The sequence below is a fragment of the Rheinheimera oceanensis genome (assembly GCF_018831085.1).
In the GTDB taxonomy this organism is placed as follows: Bacteria; Pseudomonadota; Gammaproteobacteria; order Enterobacterales; family Alteromonadaceae; genus Alishewanella; species Alishewanella oceanensis.
Map to the genome: position 1 here is coordinate 57,131 of NZ_JAGPNM010000003.1, position 16,871 is coordinate 74,001.

Annotated in this window: 15 protein-coding genes; 6 read left to right on the forward strand and 9 right to left on the reverse strand. The window is 50.0% G+C overall.

The window, feature by feature from the left end:
- The first annotated feature begins 29 nt into the window (after window positions 1–29).
- Window positions 30–1,019 carry a GGDEF domain-containing protein gene (locus J3B89_RS08355; RefSeq protein ID WP_215397090.1) on the forward strand — a complete coding sequence of 330 codons (990 nt, stop codon included), beginning with the start codon at window positions 30–32 and terminating at the stop codon, window positions 1,017–1,019.
- Here the strand turns inward: J3B89_RS08355 and J3B89_RS08360 are convergent.
- Window positions 1,016–4,081, reverse strand: coding sequence for a transglycosylase domain-containing protein (locus J3B89_RS08360; protein ID WP_215397091.1), 3,066 nt, complete (start codon window positions 4,079–4,081; stop codon window positions 1,016–1,018). The genes J3B89_RS08355 and J3B89_RS08360 overlap by 4 nt on opposite strands.
- Before the next feature lie 9 nt (window positions 4,082–4,090).
- Window positions 4,091–5,176: a ferrochelatase gene (hemH, locus tag J3B89_RS08365; protein ID WP_215397092.1), complete on the reverse strand. Its 1,086-nt coding sequence runs from the start codon at window positions 5,174–5,176 to the stop codon at window positions 4,091–4,093.
- A gap of 190 nt (window positions 5,177–5,366) precedes the next feature.
- On the opposite strand from hemH, the gene J3B89_RS08370 reads away from it, so the two are divergent.
- Complete coding sequence (locus tag J3B89_RS08370; protein WP_215397093.1) at window positions 5,367–5,813, forward strand: hypothetical protein; 447 nt, start codon at window positions 5,367–5,369, stop codon at window positions 5,811–5,813.
- A complete protein-coding gene (locus tag J3B89_RS08375; RefSeq protein WP_215397094.1) occupies window positions 5,806–6,903 on the forward strand; it encodes a PQQ-dependent sugar dehydrogenase in 1,098 nt (365 codons plus the stop codon). The genes J3B89_RS08370 and J3B89_RS08375 overlap by 8 nt, the downstream gene beginning before the upstream one ends.
- Before the next feature lie 42 nt (window positions 6,904–6,945).
- Here J3B89_RS08375 and J3B89_RS08380 read toward each other — a convergent pair whose 3' ends face one another.
- The gene (locus J3B89_RS08380; protein WP_215397435.1) at window positions 6,946–7,440 is read right to left on the reverse strand and encodes an FKBP-type peptidyl-prolyl cis-trans isomerase; all 495 of its coding nucleotides are present in this window, start codon (window positions 7,438–7,440) and stop codon (window positions 6,946–6,948) included.
- A gap of 195 nt (window positions 7,441–7,635) precedes the next feature.
- Between J3B89_RS08380 and J3B89_RS08385 the strand changes: the two genes are divergently transcribed.
- Entirely contained in the window at window positions 7,636–8,355 is a 720-nt protein-coding gene (locus tag J3B89_RS08385) for a type 2 periplasmic-binding domain-containing protein (RefSeq protein ID WP_215397095.1), read from the forward strand.
- Between the two features lie 20 nt (window positions 8,356–8,375).
- On the opposite strand, the gene trpA is transcribed toward J3B89_RS08385, so the two are convergent.
- From trpA to J3B89_RS08415, 6 genes are read right to left on the reverse strand one after another with little or no spacing between them, the layout of a single operon-like run.
- Window positions 8,376–9,176: a tryptophan synthase subunit alpha gene (trpA, locus tag J3B89_RS08390; RefSeq protein ID WP_215397096.1), complete on the reverse strand. Its 801-nt coding sequence runs from the start codon at window positions 9,174–9,176 to the stop codon at window positions 8,376–8,378.
- A complete protein-coding gene (gene trpB / locus J3B89_RS08395; protein ID WP_215397097.1) occupies window positions 9,173–10,363 on the reverse strand; it encodes a tryptophan synthase subunit beta in 1,191 nt (396 codons plus the stop codon). Before trpB ends, trpA begins: the two co-directional genes overlap by 4 nt.
- Window positions 10,356–11,747 (reverse strand): bifunctional indole-3-glycerol-phosphate synthase TrpC/phosphoribosylanthranilate isomerase TrpF, encoded by a 1,392-nt coding sequence (trpCF, locus tag J3B89_RS08400; protein ID WP_215397098.1) that lies wholly within the window; start codon window positions 11,745–11,747, stop codon window positions 10,356–10,358. Before trpCF ends, trpB begins: the two co-directional genes overlap by 8 nt.
- Window positions 11,740–12,777: an anthranilate phosphoribosyltransferase gene (gene trpD / locus J3B89_RS08405; protein ID WP_215397099.1), complete on the reverse strand. Its 1,038-nt coding sequence runs from the start codon at window positions 12,775–12,777 to the stop codon at window positions 11,740–11,742. Before trpD ends, trpCF begins: the two co-directional genes overlap by 8 nt.
- Window positions 12,778–12,779: 2 nt before the next feature.
- A complete protein-coding gene (locus J3B89_RS08410; RefSeq protein WP_215397100.1) occupies window positions 12,780–13,364 on the reverse strand; it encodes an aminodeoxychorismate/anthranilate synthase component II in 585 nt (194 codons plus the stop codon).
- Window positions 13,364–14,965, reverse strand: coding sequence for an anthranilate synthase component 1 (locus J3B89_RS08415; protein ID WP_215397101.1), 1,602 nt, complete (start codon window positions 14,963–14,965; stop codon window positions 13,364–13,366). The genes J3B89_RS08410 and J3B89_RS08415 overlap by 1 nt, the downstream gene beginning before the upstream one ends.
- A gap of 376 nt (window positions 14,966–15,341) precedes the next feature.
- On the opposite strand from J3B89_RS08415, the gene rnm reads away from it, so the two are divergent.
- Together rnm and J3B89_RS08425 are read left to right on the forward strand one after the other, a co-directional pair.
- Window positions 15,342–16,232, forward strand: coding sequence for an RNase RNM (gene rnm / locus J3B89_RS08420; RefSeq protein WP_215397102.1), 891 nt, complete (start codon window positions 15,342–15,344; stop codon window positions 16,230–16,232).
- A gap of 12 nt (window positions 16,233–16,244) precedes the next feature.
- Window positions 16,245–16,865, forward strand: a complete 621-nt coding sequence (locus J3B89_RS08425) for an L-threonylcarbamoyladenylate synthase (protein WP_215397103.1) — start codon at window positions 16,245–16,247, stop codon at window positions 16,863–16,865.
- Window positions 16,866–16,871 lie beyond the last annotated feature (6 nt).

Consider the following 16,871-nt stretch of genomic DNA (forward strand, 5'->3'; position numbering starts at 1 on the left):
ATAACTCAGCTCGGGCGGGGATACAAGCGGTGTTGGAGCGTTTAAAAAACGATTTTTATCTGGCTATGTTAACTCTGGTCGGGGCTATGATAGTGCTGTGTGTCACACCTTATGGCCTGTACCGTTTGTATACCGGTAATATTGTTGTCGGCATTGCAGATTTATTGATGGTCGCTTGCTCTATTATTGCCACCCGCATGGCCTGGCGCAGCGGTGATACAGTAAAGCCTGGCCTGTTTATGGCGGTGGTATTTTGTATTGGCGCTGTGCTGGTATGTATTAATTTAGGCGTAGATGGCCTGTTTTGGGTATATCCGTTTTTAGTATTTATATTCTTCCTGGTGTCTCCGCTTAAAGCTTTTGTGTTGTTGGTTACTATGTTACTGGTGCTGCTGGGCTATGCATTTTGGCGCCCGGGCAGTGTTTTTGACAGTCAGTTTCAGATGACCTCTTTTATGGTAACAACAACTATTTCCAGTGTATTTGCTTTTATTTTTGCTTACCGGGCTCAGGTGCAGCGCCAGGAATTAAAGCGATTGGCTACAACAGACAGTTTAACGGGGGCGTCAAACCGGCGTACGTTAAATGATCAATTGGCGGTTGCCATTTATGAGTTTACTAAAAGTGCCCGGCAGTACGGGCTTATATTACTCGACTTAGATCATTTCAAACAAATTAATGATAACCACGGCCATAAAGTGGGCGATCAAAAGCTGATTGAATTGGTCCCTGTGTTGAAGTCGATGTTGCGTTCACATGATCAGGTATTCCGGTTCGGTGGTGAAGAATTTGTTGTACTGGTGGCTGATACCAGGCCGACAGATCTGAATAAACTGGCAGAGAAGCTGCGGGCTGGTGTAGAGAAGCGCATGATGCTGCCAGATGGCTCGCATCTGACGACGTCTATTGGTGTGGCCCAGTTACAGCCGGGCGAAGATTGGGAAGCCTGGTTACATCGCGCAGATATGGCGTTGTACCAGGCTAAACATCTTGGTCGTAATCAGGTTGTTACCGGCTAATTGCACCAACCACTCTCGCTCAGATAAGGCACCAGTATAGGTGCCATGCTGTTCATTACCTGTAGAGGTAAGGCTGAAGTAAAACGAAACTGTTCAGCGTCAGCATCAGGCACATAAGCAGTTAATACACCAAAATGCTGATATCCCAGATAAAACGCAAAAGTGGCAGTGCGGTTTAACGCTTTTGAGCTGACATGCTGACCTCTGGCATTTAGCTGTACCAGCCGGTTATCGCCAGTGCCGGTTTTTCCGCCTATTGCCAGCTGAGAACTGGCATAGGCTGGTTGCAAGCGCCGGGCTGTGCCGTCGGTTGTTACTTGCTGCAACACGGTTCTTACCGCTGCGGCAACTTCTGGCTCCATTACTTGCTGGGCTTGTGGCAGTGGGCGCTCGAAATGAGTCTGATACGGCGTGTCGGTGGCAAATGCCAGCTTGTCTATCCGGATAGTGGGTACTCGTCTGCCGTTGTTAATAATAATACCTATTAGTTCTGCCAGTGCGGCGGGCCTGTCACCGGAGCTGCCCAGCGCTGTTGCCAGTGACGGCACCAGATAGTCAAACGGGTAACCCAGGCGTTGCCAGCGCTGATGTAAATCCCAAAAGGCTTCAATTTCCAGCATATTACGGATGCGATTATCCCGTGCGCTGCGAAAACGGGTTTTAAACAGCCACTGATAGACTTCCTGCCGTTTAGCGCTGCTATCGGCAATAGCATCTTGCAAGCTGGCTTCGGGTGTTTGTTGCAGATAAGCCAGCAGCCATAACTCCAGCGGGTGGCTTCTGGATAAATATGCCCGGTCCGGTAAATTAAAAGCATCAGGCTGATATTTGTCATACAGTTTTGGCCAACTGTCTTTGCCACTGGAACCAAATTGTTGCTGCATTAACTCGTTGAACTGTGCCAGCGTGCTGTTTGGGTTAATATATAAGTAGGCCACTGCCAGCCGTTCCGGAGTTTGCCTGCTGCTGGCAATATATAGTTGCAAACGTTGTTCGGCATTACTGTCTTTATATTTTTGCCAGAACCGGCGCAAAAAGGTGGTGCCTTCGCGGTCGGCAAACCGGCGCAGATATTGTTCACGGCGCGGATTATCATCGTCGGCCAGCAGTTGGTAACTGCTGTTTTCGCCATGGTAAATACTGTAGTTCACCATATCTTGCAGTAAACGCACAAAAGGCAGGTTAATTGATTGCTGCAGGGCTTCGGCGATAGTTGGGGTTAACCGGTCTTCTTCTTTACGAAAATTACTAAAAGTATGCAGGCCCCCACCGGTATAAAAACTTTCTTTCGGGTTAGCACTGTATTGTCGTTGCAAAGCTGCCTGTAACATAGTGTCCAGGCTGACTCCGGGATATTCGCTTAAATAACTTACTGCCCAGCTGGTGAGGTTATCTTGCGGCGCTAACTCAAGAAAGCGTAACGTTTCGGCGCTTTCTTCGGCGTAAAGCCGGTGCAGTTCTGCCACGATCTGTAAATAACTTACCAGTACACGAAGTTTGGCGGTTGAGCCCAACTCCAGTTTGCTCGAGTCATTCATATCAAAAGGTTGATCGGTGTTGTCGGTTTGCACCCGCACTTTATTGCCATTGTCAGTGCTTTGGTACAGCGTAAAGCTGTAACGCACTTTGCTTTGCTGGCCGGGTGATAATAAGCGATCTGCAAACAACCCTGCCTGTTCGGCACCGCTGTAGTTATTCAGCTTATGCAGGTGTTGGCTGATATCACGCTGCAGCTGATTATGGATTGTGGTTTGGCTGCTTAAGTCCAGCCGGTCAAGCTGATACAGGCTTTGATTTAATAATTGGCTCAGGCGGCTGCGAACCATAGTGGTGGCTTTAAAATCTGTGCCGGGTAGCGCAGCCGGCGCGGCCTTGCCATTAAAGCTTAGTTTTTGCTGCATGGCTTTAGCGGCAAGCTCAGTAGGTACAATGCCCTGTTGTTGCATCAAATTAAGATAGCGGCTGCTAAGCTGCTCTAAATCGGCACGGCCTTGTAATAAATAGTAAGACGGCCGCCGCTGAGCAATAATTAACGCCATGACCTGTTTGAGGGCTAAACCTTGCGCATCAGTATAAGGGCCTCCCTGGCGTAACAGCTGATTCACCTGAGCCGGATTAGCGCCAAACCAGGCATAGAGCCCTTCGCCCATGCCGTGCACTTCGCCATAACCAGCAGTTGCTGCCAGCGGTACGGTATTAATGTAGTCGAGCACTATACGCTGCCGCGCTTGCTGGGTATCGACCCCTGCTTGATAAGCTCTGACACTGCCGGATACCAGCTGACGGAATTTATCGGCAATATCAGAGGTTAAACCTTGCGGACTATGGCGGTATTTTTCCAGTTGGGTAGCAAGGGTACTGCCACCGGCTGCAGCGGCGGGAATGCCGGCGGCACGTTGCAACTGCGACCATACTGCAGCCCCCAGCCGGGGTAAATTCAGTACCGGATTAGCCCGTGAGTGTTCGGGGGTAAGCAGGGTTCTGTCTTCAACAAACAATAAACTTTTTACCAGTATTGGCGCCATTTCCTGCAAAGTAGCAAACTGCATGGCAGGCGCCTGTGCCTGATACATCAGCTCTTGTTTGCAGCCATTGATAATAAGCCCGGCCTGGCTTTTCTCGTTATAAGGCGGATAGAAACCATAGTCGCTGTAGCGCAGTAAGCTGTCAGAAAACTGGCTTTGCTGGCTAATATGAAAGCCGGATTTTTGTAGCCTCTCAAGCCATTCCGGCAATTTGCTGTAGCCAAAGCGCTGATCAAACGGGCCTGCCTGAGCGTAGCGTATTTGTTCTGCGGGGCCGGGGACCACCTCATAGCTCAGCTGGCCAGCCAGCCAGTGCCAGAATGCAGACTGATAAAAATGATTACGGCTTTCCTGATAAATAGCCACGCCAAGCAGTATAACGGCCAGTAGTAATAACCACGGCGTTAAACGCAAAGGGGGTTGCTGTGGCGCAACGTAGGGGGCTTCCCGAACATTGTCGAACTTCATTCTGTTAAGCAGCGGTGGTGCATTTAATGTTGGCTCAGTCCGCGTTTTATTACCGTTGCTGGTGCTCATACAAGCTGTTTAGTCTCCGTACTTTTCTGAATTGAGGGTAGTGGCACGTATTGCACGCTGTGGCTCTGTGTTAACCTGCCAGCCATGCAGGTTATCTTTAATCAGCTGACATAACGCATTAATATGTTGCGGATCGGCATTTAGTGCTGAGATATATTCATAGCGCTCGCCACCCGCATGCAAAAAATACTCTCGGTTTTCTTCGCCAATTTCTTCAATGGTTTCAAGGCAATCAGCTGAGAAGCCAGGGCAAAAAATTTGTACGCTTTTTACGCCTAGTGCCGGTAAGGCTTTTAATGTTTCATCAGTATAAGGTTTTAGCCATTCTTCACGGCCAAAGCGTGACTGAAAGGTGGTTAGATACTGATCTTTGTTCAGACCCAGTTGCTCAGCGATTAAGCGCGAGGTTTTATAGCATTCACAGTGATAGGGATCGCCATTAAGTAAATAGCGCTTGGGTATGCCGTGATAAGACAAGATCAGTTTATCGGCCTGGCCGTGTTGCTGCCAATGACGACGAATTTTGTCTGCGGCGGCGGCAATAAAGGGTGCGTAGTCTGGATAATGTGACACAAAGCGCAAGTCCGGCAGCCAACGGCGGCGCATAAAATTACGTGCTAATTCATCAAAACTCGATGCTGACGTAGAGGCAGAGTACTGCGGATACAGCGGCAGCACTATGAGTTTGCGCACGCCCTGGGCAAACATTTTATCTAATACCGAATCAAAACCCGGGTTGCCATAACGCATGGCAAATTCTACTACCACATCATTCAGGCCATCTTGTTTTAGTTGGACTGCAATAGCATCGCGTTGGGCTTGCGTATGAAATAACAGTGGCGAGCCTTGTTCGGTAAACACTGTGGCATAAGCTTTAGCCGAACGGCGTGGCCGGAATTGCAAGATTACGCCATTTAGTATCAGCCACCACAGCAAACGCGGCACTTCAACTACGCGTGGATCAGATAAAAATTGCTTAAGGTAGCGTTTCAGTGCTTTTGGCGAGGGTTCGTCCGGGGTACCAAGGTTTGTTAACAGAATACCTATTTTATCACTTTGCTGATGGTCAAAATTGGGGGTATTGATATAACGCATAACAGGGTAGCTGCTCTTTTGGCTGAAGGAACTGACATTACGCCAATTCGACGTTAACAGTTTACCTGATTAAAGGCATAAGCCGATTTTAGCAGTTTCTGTGCCTGATAAGTAAGCTGCAGCTAAAATTAATCTTGTTACATTGGTGTTGACAAGGTAGCCTGAAACTGTTCTTAAGAAGGGGAATATAATGATATCTGTGCGCTGGTTTCTGCTGTGGTATCTGTTATTGGCAGTGTTGCTAACGACAGTGCTGGCTTGTATTACCCAAAGTGGTTTTAATCTGGCCGCAATAGCAGCGTTAACCGGCGGCGTGGCAGCTGGTGATATTGCCGCCACTGTCTGGTTTGACTTAACCCATTTTAGTTTAACTTATGCACCGATAGCTCTGGTTAATCTGCTGATTGTGGCTGTTTTGCTGCATTATTTGCCGTTATTGCGGCGGTACTGGCTGGCAGCCGTGCTTGGCGCAGTGGTACTGTACCTTATGCTACTGCTCATTAACACCATAGCACCTATGCCTACACTAATCGCGGCTACCCGCAGTGGTGGGGGCCTTATCAGTATGTTGCTATGCAGCAGTGCCGGTATGCTGGGCTATACATGGCTATTAAAACGGAGGAAGTATTATGCCTAGGTTTGCTATTTTACTGGCATTACTTTTTGCCGTACCTGCGCTCAATGCAGCTCCGTCTTATCAGTTAAAAGTTCTGGCTGATAACCTGAATTACCCCTGGGCGCTGGAGTTTTTGCCGGATGGCGATATGTTACTGACCGAGCGTAGCGGCACACTAAAGCGTCTGGCAGCGGATGGCAGTGAACGTTTTAGCATTCAACCGGCCTTACCCGATCTGCTGCAGGCTGCACAGGCCGGTTTGCAAGACGTAATACTGACACCGGGTTTTACCGGTAATAGTCAAATCCTGCTCAGTTATGCCTGTGGCACATTAAAAGCTAATAACACCTGTCTTGCCAGTGCAGAGCTAACTACCAGTGGTCTTAACAATATCAAACGTATTTTTCAGGCCCAACCACTAAAAAGCGGTGCCGCCCACTTTGGTGGCCGTATTGCTTTTTTGCCGGATAACAGTCTGGTGTTAACGTTGGGTGATGGTTTTGATTACCGTGAGCAGGCACAAAACCCGGCCAATCATTTGGGCAAGATAGTGCGGTTAAATGCTGACGGCTCAATACCTCCGGACAACCCTTTTGCTGACAGGCCGGGTTATGTTGCTGAGATATACAGCCTGGGGCACCGTAATGTGCAGGGTATTTTTTATGATGCAGTAACTCAAACGCTGTATAGTCACGAACATGGCCCACGTGGTGGCGATGAGTTAAATATTATTCAAGCCGGTGAGAATTATGGCTGGCCGGTAGCCACTAAAGGTATAGATTACACTGGTGCCAGAGTATCCCCTTATACTGCCTTCAGTGGTATGCAGGCACCTGTCTGGGGTTGGACACCATCTATCGCCCCTGCGGGCATGACGTTATACCGTGGTGAGCTATTCCCACAGTGGCAGGGTAATATTTTTGTGGCCGCGCTGGCAGCAAAAAGCGTGTATAGGCTGCAAATAGAAAAGCAGCAGATAGTGCATGAGCAGGTGCTGTTTAGTGAACTGAAACAGCGTATCCGTGACGTGCGCAGCGGGCCGGATGGGGCTTTGTATTTACTAACCGACAGTGACAAAGGCCAGCTGATTAAGGTGACGCCGGCAAACTAAGCGACAAAAGCTTAGCTGCCGGTTGTGTAGCAGTGTAAAGCTTTAGTGATGGTGATGACCACCTTCACCATGGGCGTGGCCATGGGCAATTTCTTCACCGGTGGCTTCGCGTACCGACACTATCTCAACGGCGAATTTGAGAGTTTTCCCGGCCAGTGGGTGGTTGGTATCGACCTCTGCTTTAAACATACCTACTTTAACAATAGTGACCTGGCGCTGACCGTGTTCGGTTTGCACTACAGCAGTCATACCCGGTTGCCATTTTTTTGCCCCCAGCAGGTGTTTTACCTGAATGCTTTGAATAGCATTTTCGTCACGTTCACCATAGGCTTCGCTTGGTGTTAAGGTAATATCCAGCTTGTCACCGGCGGTTTTGCCGCTTAATGCCTGCTCCAATGCCGGTAACATTTGCTCATGGCCGTGCAGGTACAGCAGCGGGTGGCTGCCGTTTGATGTTTCCAGTTCAACACTTGTGCCGTTGCTGACGTCGGTTAGGGTGTAGTGAAACTGTACTACGCTGTTGTCGCTGATTTGCATAAAAGTGGGTCCGTTTAGCATAAAGCCGCTATTATCCTGCGCGGCGGCAGAAAAATCGACTGCTTTTTCCGCCATGTTCCCAAACTGCTGGTTGGCGCAGTAACATTTGCTCACTACACTGTATAAAGGCAGTAAGTTTGGTATTGGCAGGTGTGCATGCAAGTCTATCTGACAGCGGTTTTTTTCGGACTGAGCTTGATCAGCAGCGTGGCTGCACAAACTGAGTTTACTGTCGGCACGGAAGATATCAATTTCTACCCGCATTACGATTTTACCCGCGCAGACAGCGCTGGTTTTGCTAATGAAGTGCTGCAATTATTTGCCAGTAAACATGGTTACCGGTTTAGTTTTCAGCCGTTACCGGTAAAACGGCTGTATCATGAGCTGGATGGTCTGGTGGATTTTATTTATCCGGATAACCCGAACTGGGTTAAGTATCAGGGCGTACAGGCCAGCCGCAGTTTCAGTGATCCGCTGATTTATAATTTGGGTACCACTCTGGTACTGCCAGCGAACAGAGATATCAGCCTAAGCCAGTTTCGTACCCTGGCGGTGATCCATGGTTTTACCCCCACCGCATGGCTTAATTTGCGTAGTGAACACCGGTTTAAACTTTATGAGGTGCCCAATGCTGTGTCGGCACTACATCTGGTATTGAAAGGCGAATTGCAAGGTGCTGATGTTGAATACAACGTGGCGCAGCAGATTTTACGGGATCAGCAGTTGGAGGGGGCTTTAGTGGTGGCAAGCCAACTGCCAATGACCAGAGTAAGCTTCCATTTATCAACCATTCGCCACCCACAGCAGCACAACTCACAGGTGTTACAGCAATTTAACCATTTTCTGTTTAGCCATCAGGTCGAAATTGATGCATTAAAGCAAAGGTTTCAGTTAGTCGACAGCCTGTCGCAGTAACAGGCTGTCGCTTTGTTTTTTCAGGTAGCGGCTTTCATATTGCTGACAAACTGCTTTAACTGTGTCAGCAAGGTTGCCGGTTCGCTTTGATGCTGTTCTATCAGCTTCACTATAGCCGAACCACAGATAGCACCGGCAGCACCGCTGTGAATAGCGTCTTTCACATGCCCCGGGGTAGAGATGCCAAAGCCCAGTAACGGTGGTGCCGGGTTATAGCTGCGAATACGTGCAATCAGCTCGCTGGTGGGCATAGCGGCCACGGTTTCAGCTCCGGTAACCCCGGCGCGGCTGAGCAAATAAGTGTAACCGCGGCCATAGGAGGCGATTTCGCGCAGGTCATCATCATCCACATTAGGCGGCACAATAAAAATGGGGGCTATATCATGCTTAACAGCGCTTTGGCGAAACAGCTTGCTTTCGTGCAGCGGCACATCGGCAATTAATACCGAATCAACCCCGGCCGCCGCGGCTTTAACATAAAAATCATCAATGCCGCGCGCCATCACCAGGTTGGAATACAGCAACAAACCAATCGGGATAGTGGCGTGGTACTGGCGGATTTTAGCAATGATGTCAAAGCTGATAGCCGGGCTGACGCCAGCGGCCAGGGCGCGGATATTGGCACCCTGAATCGTTGGGCCATCAGCTATCGGGTCAGAAAACGCTATACCCAGCTCCAGTGCATCGGCACCGGCATCAATCAGGGTTTTTATAATTTCAAACGACAGCGCCGGTGTTGGGTCGCCAATGGTAACAAAGGGTACAAAAGCGCCGCGGCCTTCGCGGTTTAAGCGGTTAAACATTTGCTGATAACGCTTCATAGCGTACCTCCTGCTAATACGCTGTGCACATGGGCTAAGTCTTTATCGCCGCGGCCGGACAAGTTAACTAACAATACCGTCGGTGCAGTTGCCTGTGCTGCCAGTTTTAACGCATAGGCCAGCGCGTGCGAGCTTTCCAGCGCGGGTATAATACCTTCACTTTTGGCCAGTTGCTGAAATGCCGCTAAGGCTTCATCGTCGTTTATTGCCACGTATTCGGCGCGGCCGGTTTGTTGTAAATGGGTATGCTGCGGGCCAACGGCCGGGTAGTCGAGGCCGGCAGAAATAGAATACGATTCTTCTATCTGACCGTCGCTGGTTTGCATAATAGCCGTATAAGCACCGTGTAAAATGCCGTAGCTGCCGGTAGACAGCGCTGCGCCGTGCTGGTGGGTATCAATACCTTTACCGCCGGGTTCCACGCCAATCAGTTTTACGCCGGGTTCATTAATAAAGTCAGCAAAGATACCAATAGCGTTAGAGCCACCACCCACACAGGCGATCACCGTATCGGGCAATTTGCCTTCGGCTTTTAAGATTTGCTGTTTGGCTTCTTCGCCAATCATCTTCTGAAAATCGCGCACTATGGTAGGGAACGGGTGCGGGCCCGCTGCTGTGCCCAGCATATAGTGAGTGCTGTCGTAAGTAGCCGACCAGTCGCGCATCGCTTCGTTAACCGCATCCTTTAAGGTACCGCTGCCGCTGGTTACCGGTATTACCGTCGCGCCCATCAGCTTCATACGAAACACATTGGGTTGCTGGCGCTCAATATCTTTGGCGCCCATATAAATGCGGCATTTTAAGCCCAGTAAGGCGCAGGCTAAAGCCGTTGCCACGCCATGCTGGCCTGCTCCGGTTTCGGCGATCACTTCTTTTTTACCCATGCGCTTGGTTAGCAGCGCCTGGCCCAGTACCTGGTTGGTTTTATGTGCGCCGCCGTGTAGTAAGTCTTCACGTTTTAAGTAAATTTTTGCCAAAGGGTTGGGCGAAATATTGCGGCACAGCGTTAATGGCGTTGGCCGGCCGGCGTATTCGGTTAACAGCTGCTGAAACTCGGCATGAAAAGCCGGATCTTCTAAGGCATCAACATAAGCTTGTTCCAGCTGTTTTAACGCTGGTACCAGCAGCTGTGGCACAAACATGCCGCCGTACTGGCCAAAATAAGGGTTAAGTTTTAGCTCACTCATAGTGAAACTCCCGCAAAAGTGTGAAGGCTGAGCGGATCTTCGCCGCATCTTTGATACCAGGCGCAGTTTCCAGCCCTGAATTAAAATCGAGCCCGGCCACCGGCAATCCGGCGGCGGCAAGGCAGTTATCACTGTTTAAGCCACCGGCCAGCATAACAGGCTGGTTGGCTGTTTGTTCTGTTAGCAAGGCCCAGTTAAAGCTGATGCCGCTGCCGCCATGTTGCCCGGGATGATAGGCATCCAGCAAAATACGATCGGCAAGTGGGGTAAATGCCGGTAATTCATCTTTTACCCGGTAGGCTTTCCAGATCTGACATTGTGGCGGTAGCAGCGGTTTTAGCGTGTTGATATAGCTATCATCTTCTTCTCCATGCAATTGCACAGCGCTAAGCGCTAAGTTGTGCACCACCTCTGCCACTTTGGTAGGCTCTGCATTAACAAAGACACCGACATATTTCAGTGCCGCACCCTGTTGTACTAAAGCGGCTTGCTCTGGCGTAACGGCACGCGGGGAGGGCGGATAAAAAATTAAGCCGCCATAGCAGGCACCTGCAGCATAAACGGCGGTGGCATCTTCCGGTCGTGTAAGGCCACAGACTTTATGCTCGCCCAGCACCAGCGTGCGCGTGGCAGCAGCTAAATCCGCTTGCGCCATTAGTGAGCTGCCCACCAAAAACGCATCTGCCACTTTTGCTAAACGCCGCACTTGCTGGTTAGTGTAAATACCTGACTCAGATACTATTGTTCTGCCAGCGGGGATCAGTTTCGCCAGCGTAAAGCTGGTATCCAGATTAGTACTTAAATCACGTAAGTCGCGGTTATTAATACCAATAAGCTCAGCATTAAGTGCCACAGCGCGCAGGGTTTCGGCCTCATTGCTTACTTCAGTCAGCACGGTCATATTTAATTCTTTGGCAGTGGCGGCAAGCTCCCTGTATTCATCGTCGTTTAGTACTGACAGCATTAACAATACCGCATCGGCACCGTAGTGACGGCCTAAGTAAATCTGGTAGCTGTCAATAATAAAGTCTTTATGCAGTAGCGGTTTATCTACTAAAGTGCGCATAGTACGTAAGTAGTCGTACTTGCCCTGAAAGAAGGTTTCGTCAGTTAATACCGAGATGCAATCGGCGTATTGGCCATACACCTGTGCTAATTCGGTCAGGTTAAAGTCACTGCGGATAAGCCCTTTTGATGGTGAGGCTTTTTTACACTCCAGAATAAAGCGCGGGCCGGGTTGTTTCAGCGCAGCCAGAAAATTGTGCCCGGTGGGTTTTACTGCGCTGATAAAAGCCGCCAGCGGTTGCTGTTGTTTCAGCTGTGCCACTTCGTTGCGCTTATGCGCCACAATGGCTGCCAGTACGTTTGGCATTTGCTCAGCCATGTGCCGGCTCCTTGATTTGACTAAGTTGTTTAAACTGCGACAGGGTAGCAAACGCCTTATTACTGCTTAGCAGCTCCAGCACGGCACGGGTATTTACTTTTAAATCATCGCCCATACCGGCAATTTTCAGCATGGCGGCGACGTTTATCGCTACAGCCGCTTTATGTGCGCTTTGGCCTTCACCTTGCAAAATCGCCAGTGTGGCGGCAGCGTTATCGGCTGGTTCGCCGCCCGCTAACGCCGATAACGGGGTCAGATCTACACCAAAGTCGTCCGGTGTCAGGCTAAACTCGGTTAGTTCACCATCTTTAAGCTCGCACACATAGGTGGTGCCATGCAGCGCCACCTCGTCACAGCCACTGCCATGTACCACCCAGGCGCGTTTTACGCCGAGTTGCTGCAGTGCCTGCGCCATAACGCGGCACAGTTTTGCATCGTACACGCCCAGCAACTGATAATCCGGCGCAGCCGGGTTTACCAGCGGGCCTAACAGGTTAAACAGGGTGCGGCTTTTCAGTGCATTGCGCACCGGCATCGCATGCTTAATACCGGCATGGTACAGCGGAGCAAATAAAAAACTACAGTTAGAGTGTGCCAGGGTGTCTGCCGCTTGTTGTGGTGCTAAGTGAATATTCACGCCCAGTTGCTCTAATAAATCAGCAGAGCCGGAGCGGGATGACACGCTGCGGTTGCCGTGTTTTACCACTTTTAAACCCATGGCGGCGCCAACAATAGCCGCGGTAGTAGAAATATTAATGGTATTGCTACCATCGCCACCAGTGCCGCAGCAGTCGATACTGCCGGCGGCGCGTTGTGGAAATTCGGTAGCGGCTGAGCGCAAGGCACTGGCGGCTCCGGCTATTTCATCGGCGGTTTCGCCACGCATTTTCAGCGCCACTAACAGCGCTGTAAGGTGTACCGGCTCTACTTCGCCTTTTACTACGGCAGTAAAAAACTGTTCGGCCTGGGCAAAGCTCAATGGCTGGCCACTCAGGCTAAGCTGTACCGTTGCTAATATCGGATCTGTCATCTTCAGCCTCGTAATAAATAATCAATGCTGTTTTTCAGCAGCGGTTTACCTAAGGTGGTTAAGATAGACTCAGGGTGAAACTGATAACCCAGCATGCGTTTATCCTCGTTAATTACCGCCATCGGGATATGCCTGTCGTTGGCCAGTAAGGTTAGGGCGTTGGGCATTTCGGTGGCCATTAACGAGTGATAACGCGCCACTAAAAACGGGTTAGGTAAACCGGCAAATAGCGGATGATTCTGCAGTGTTATTGAAGCTGTTTTGCCGTGTACGGTTTCACCGGCGCGGCCAACCACACCGCCAAAGTGCTCCACTATGGCCTGATGGCCCAGGCATATGCCCAGTACTGCAAATTGTGCTTCACACAGTTTCAGTAGTGCTGGCATTGAACCGGCCTGTGCCGGGCTGCCGGGGCCTGGGGACAATACCAGGAGCACTGGCGCAGTTTCGGCCTGCATTTGCTGGTAGATATAATCTGCCGGCACGGTATTGCGATAAAGCTTTATTTCATAACCCAGCTGGGCAAACTCGTCGACCAGGTTGTAAGTAAAAGAGTCGATATTGTCGAGTAAATAGATCACGGCCATCAGTTATTCCTCGCTGTGCTGGCATGGGTTGCATCATGCGCAGAGATAATGGCGCTGATAACCGCCTGGGCTTTACTGCGGGTTTCGTCGGCTTCGGCCTGAGCGACAGAGTCAAACACCACGCCAGCTCCGGCCTGAATATAGGCGGTGCTATTGGCGACATAGGCCGAGCGGATCACAATGCAGCTGTCAAAGTCACCGTTGCCGGATAAATAACCGACGGCACCACCGTAGCTGCCACGGCGTTTGCCTTCTACGCCACGAATAAGCTCAGCCGCTTTTACTTTGGGTGCTCCCACTAACGTGCCCATATTCATACAGGCCTGGTAGGCATGCAGCGCGTCAAGCTCCGATTTTAAGGTACCAACCACGCGCGAAACCAGATGCATTACATAAGAGTAGCGGTCTACCTTTAGCAGCTCTTTGACAAAGCGGCTGCCCGGTATACTAATGCGCGCCACATCGTTACGGGCTAAATCAACCAGCATTAAGTGCTCGGCTTTTTCTTTTTCATCCTGGCGCAATTCCAGCTCAATGCGGCTGTCAAGGTCGCGGTCTATGCTGCCATCGCTTTTAAAACCACGCCGGCGGGTACCGGCTATCGGGTAAATTTCTACCTGGCGGCTTTTCGCATCAAACTTTAGCGCCGATTCCGGTGAGGCGCCAAACAGGGTAAAAGCAGTATCCTGCAAATAAAACATATAAGGGCTGGGGTTTTGCTGTTTTAACCGGGCGTAGGCGGCCAGTGGATCAGGGCAAGGCAAGCGGAAACAACGCGACGGCACTACCTGAAAAATATCTCCGGCGACAATATGTTGTTTTAGTTTCTCTACCTGCGACATAAAGTCGGCATCGCTGATATCGACCTGCACCTCAGCTTTTATTGCTGTTGTTGCCGTAGTAGCAACAACGGGGGCTTGCAGCAACTGCTTTAATTGCTCCAGCCGTTTACCAATCACAAAACAGTTAGCGGGTGCCTGCTCGCCACAAAATACGTTGCCCACCAGCCGGCTGTGGCCGCTTTGGTGATCCAGCACTAACAGCGTTTCGGCCAGATAAAACACATAGTCCGGGCATTGGTTTTCTGCTGTGGGTACGCTTGGCAACTGCTCTACTGTGGCTACCATGTCATAACCGATTACGCCGCCTAAAAACACCGCGAATGGTTCATCACTCTGACACTTAAGCTCACGTTGCAAGGTGCGCAGTACACTAAACGGGTTGGCAGCCTGTAAGCGGGCATTTTCTTCCAGCAATAACGCCGGGCGCTGATAGCTAATACTTAGCCTGTTTTTGTTTTGTTCTACCGCGGCATCTTGGCTGAGTTTGCTGGCCAGATAAGGCAGTAATACAGCACCATTGTTGCTAACGGCATTAATTACCACGGTTTGGTCGTTGCATTCTATCCGCAGCGCCGCATCAATCAGCAGCAGGCTTTTTAAGTTATCTTTGCTGTCTATTTCGGCTGATTCTAACAGCAGCGAATAAGGGCTTTGAGCTGTAAGCTGCTTATAGCAGGTCAGCGCATCGCTGTGATACGGCAACTGCATGGCGATACTGGCAATGTCGCCCGGCGTATCGGTGATATGGCTAAAAATCATGTTTCACTTTTTCCTTATGATGCATAAATACAGCTCCACAGTTTTTATTCAGCCGGTTCGCACAATTTTGCAGGCACATAAAAAAAGCCCGCTTCTTGTGGAAACGGGCTTCGGTAATTAAAGCTAATACAACGCCTACACACGCCCGTTGGGAATGTGCCACCACCAGTTAGTCAGGTTAAGGGTTGTGATAAATTGCATTAGCTTTAGTAACCTCGTTTATTGTGCCTACATAAAACCGCAAAACGGTAGCGTGCGTCAAGTGCTTATTTGTTATAACACAGAAATAAAAGCGTATAAGTGGCCAGATGGCTAATGCCTTGCTTTGCGATAAGCCGGTGCTGTGCGACAATAGCCGGCTTATATTGAGGTGCCGATGAAAATTGATTTACACAGCCATACTCACTGCTCTGACGGCGTACTTTCGCCTGCTGATCTGGTAGCACGTGCGGCAGAGAAGGGCGTGGATGTGCTGGCGATTACCGATCATGATACCGTGGCCGGTTTAGCTGCGGCACAATACGCTATTACTGAGCAGCAATTACCGCTGCAACTGATTAACGGCGTGGAAATTTCTACCAGTTGGCAACAGCTGGAAATTCATATCGTCGGCTTAAATATTAACCCACAATGCCCACAGTTTTTACAGCGCTTAGGCACACAACAGCAAGCAAGGTTAGTGCGCGCAGAAGAAATGGCACGCCGACTGGAAAAAAGCCAGATCCCGGATGTATTGCCTGCAGTGCTTGAGTTAGCTAATGGTGCCGCCTTAACCCGCGCCCATTTTGCCCGCCATCTGGTCAGTATTGGTAAAGCCAGCACTATGGATGGCGTATTTAAAAAGTACTTAGGCCGCGGCAAAATTGGTTATGTGCCGAATAACTGGATAGAAATGGCTGACGCCATTAAATGGATCCACGATGCCGGTGGTGTGGCTGTGCTGGCGCATCCGCTAAAATATAAGCTGACAACCAAATGGGTAAAACGGCTGGCAGAGCAGTTTGCTGCTGCCGGTGGTGATGCGATAGAAGTGATTTCGCCACAGCAAACGCCGGTGCAAAAACGTGAGCTGTGGGCACTGTGCCAGTTACATGGTTTAACGGCGTCGGTCGGCTCGGATTTTCATCAGGTCACAACTTGGAATGATATCGGAAAAAACCTATATTTAACCGACGATGTAATACCGGTGTGGGCTAACTGGCCGCTGGCCGGATTACAGCCACAAGCTGTTGAGGCCGCATACTGTAATAAAGAAAATACAATTTAAAGAAGAATAACAATGAGCCAATTTTTTCATATTCACCCGGAAACACCGCAACAGCGCCTGTTAAAACAGGCAGTGCAAATTATTCAGCAGGGCGGCGTGGTTATTTATCCCACCGACAGCGGTTATGCGCTGGGATGCCATGTGGGTGATAAAAACGCTATGGAGCGTATTTTACAAATCCGCCAGGTAAGCGTTGATCATAACTTTACGCTGTTATGCCGTGATCTTTCCGAGTTGTCGGTGTATGCCAAAGTAGAAAACAGCGCCTTTCGCTTAATTAAAAATAATACCCCGGGTGCCTACACCTTTATTTTGCGTGGTACCAAAGAAGTACCGAAGCGTTTATTAAACGAAAAAAAGAAAACCATCGGCCTGCGTATTCCGGAACATAAAATTGCGCTGGCGCTACTGGCTGAGCTTGGCGAGCCATTGCTGAGCACCAGTTTAATTTTACCCGGCGAAGAATTTGCAGAAAGCGACCCGGAAGAAATGCGTGCAAGGCTGGAAAAGCAGGTTGATTTAATCCTGCATGGCGGCATTATCGGTGAAGCGCCGACGACTGTGATTGACTTGTCTGACGATGAGCCGGTGATCCTGCGCGAAGGCCGTGGCGACCCGGCGCCATTTCGTTAAGCCTGA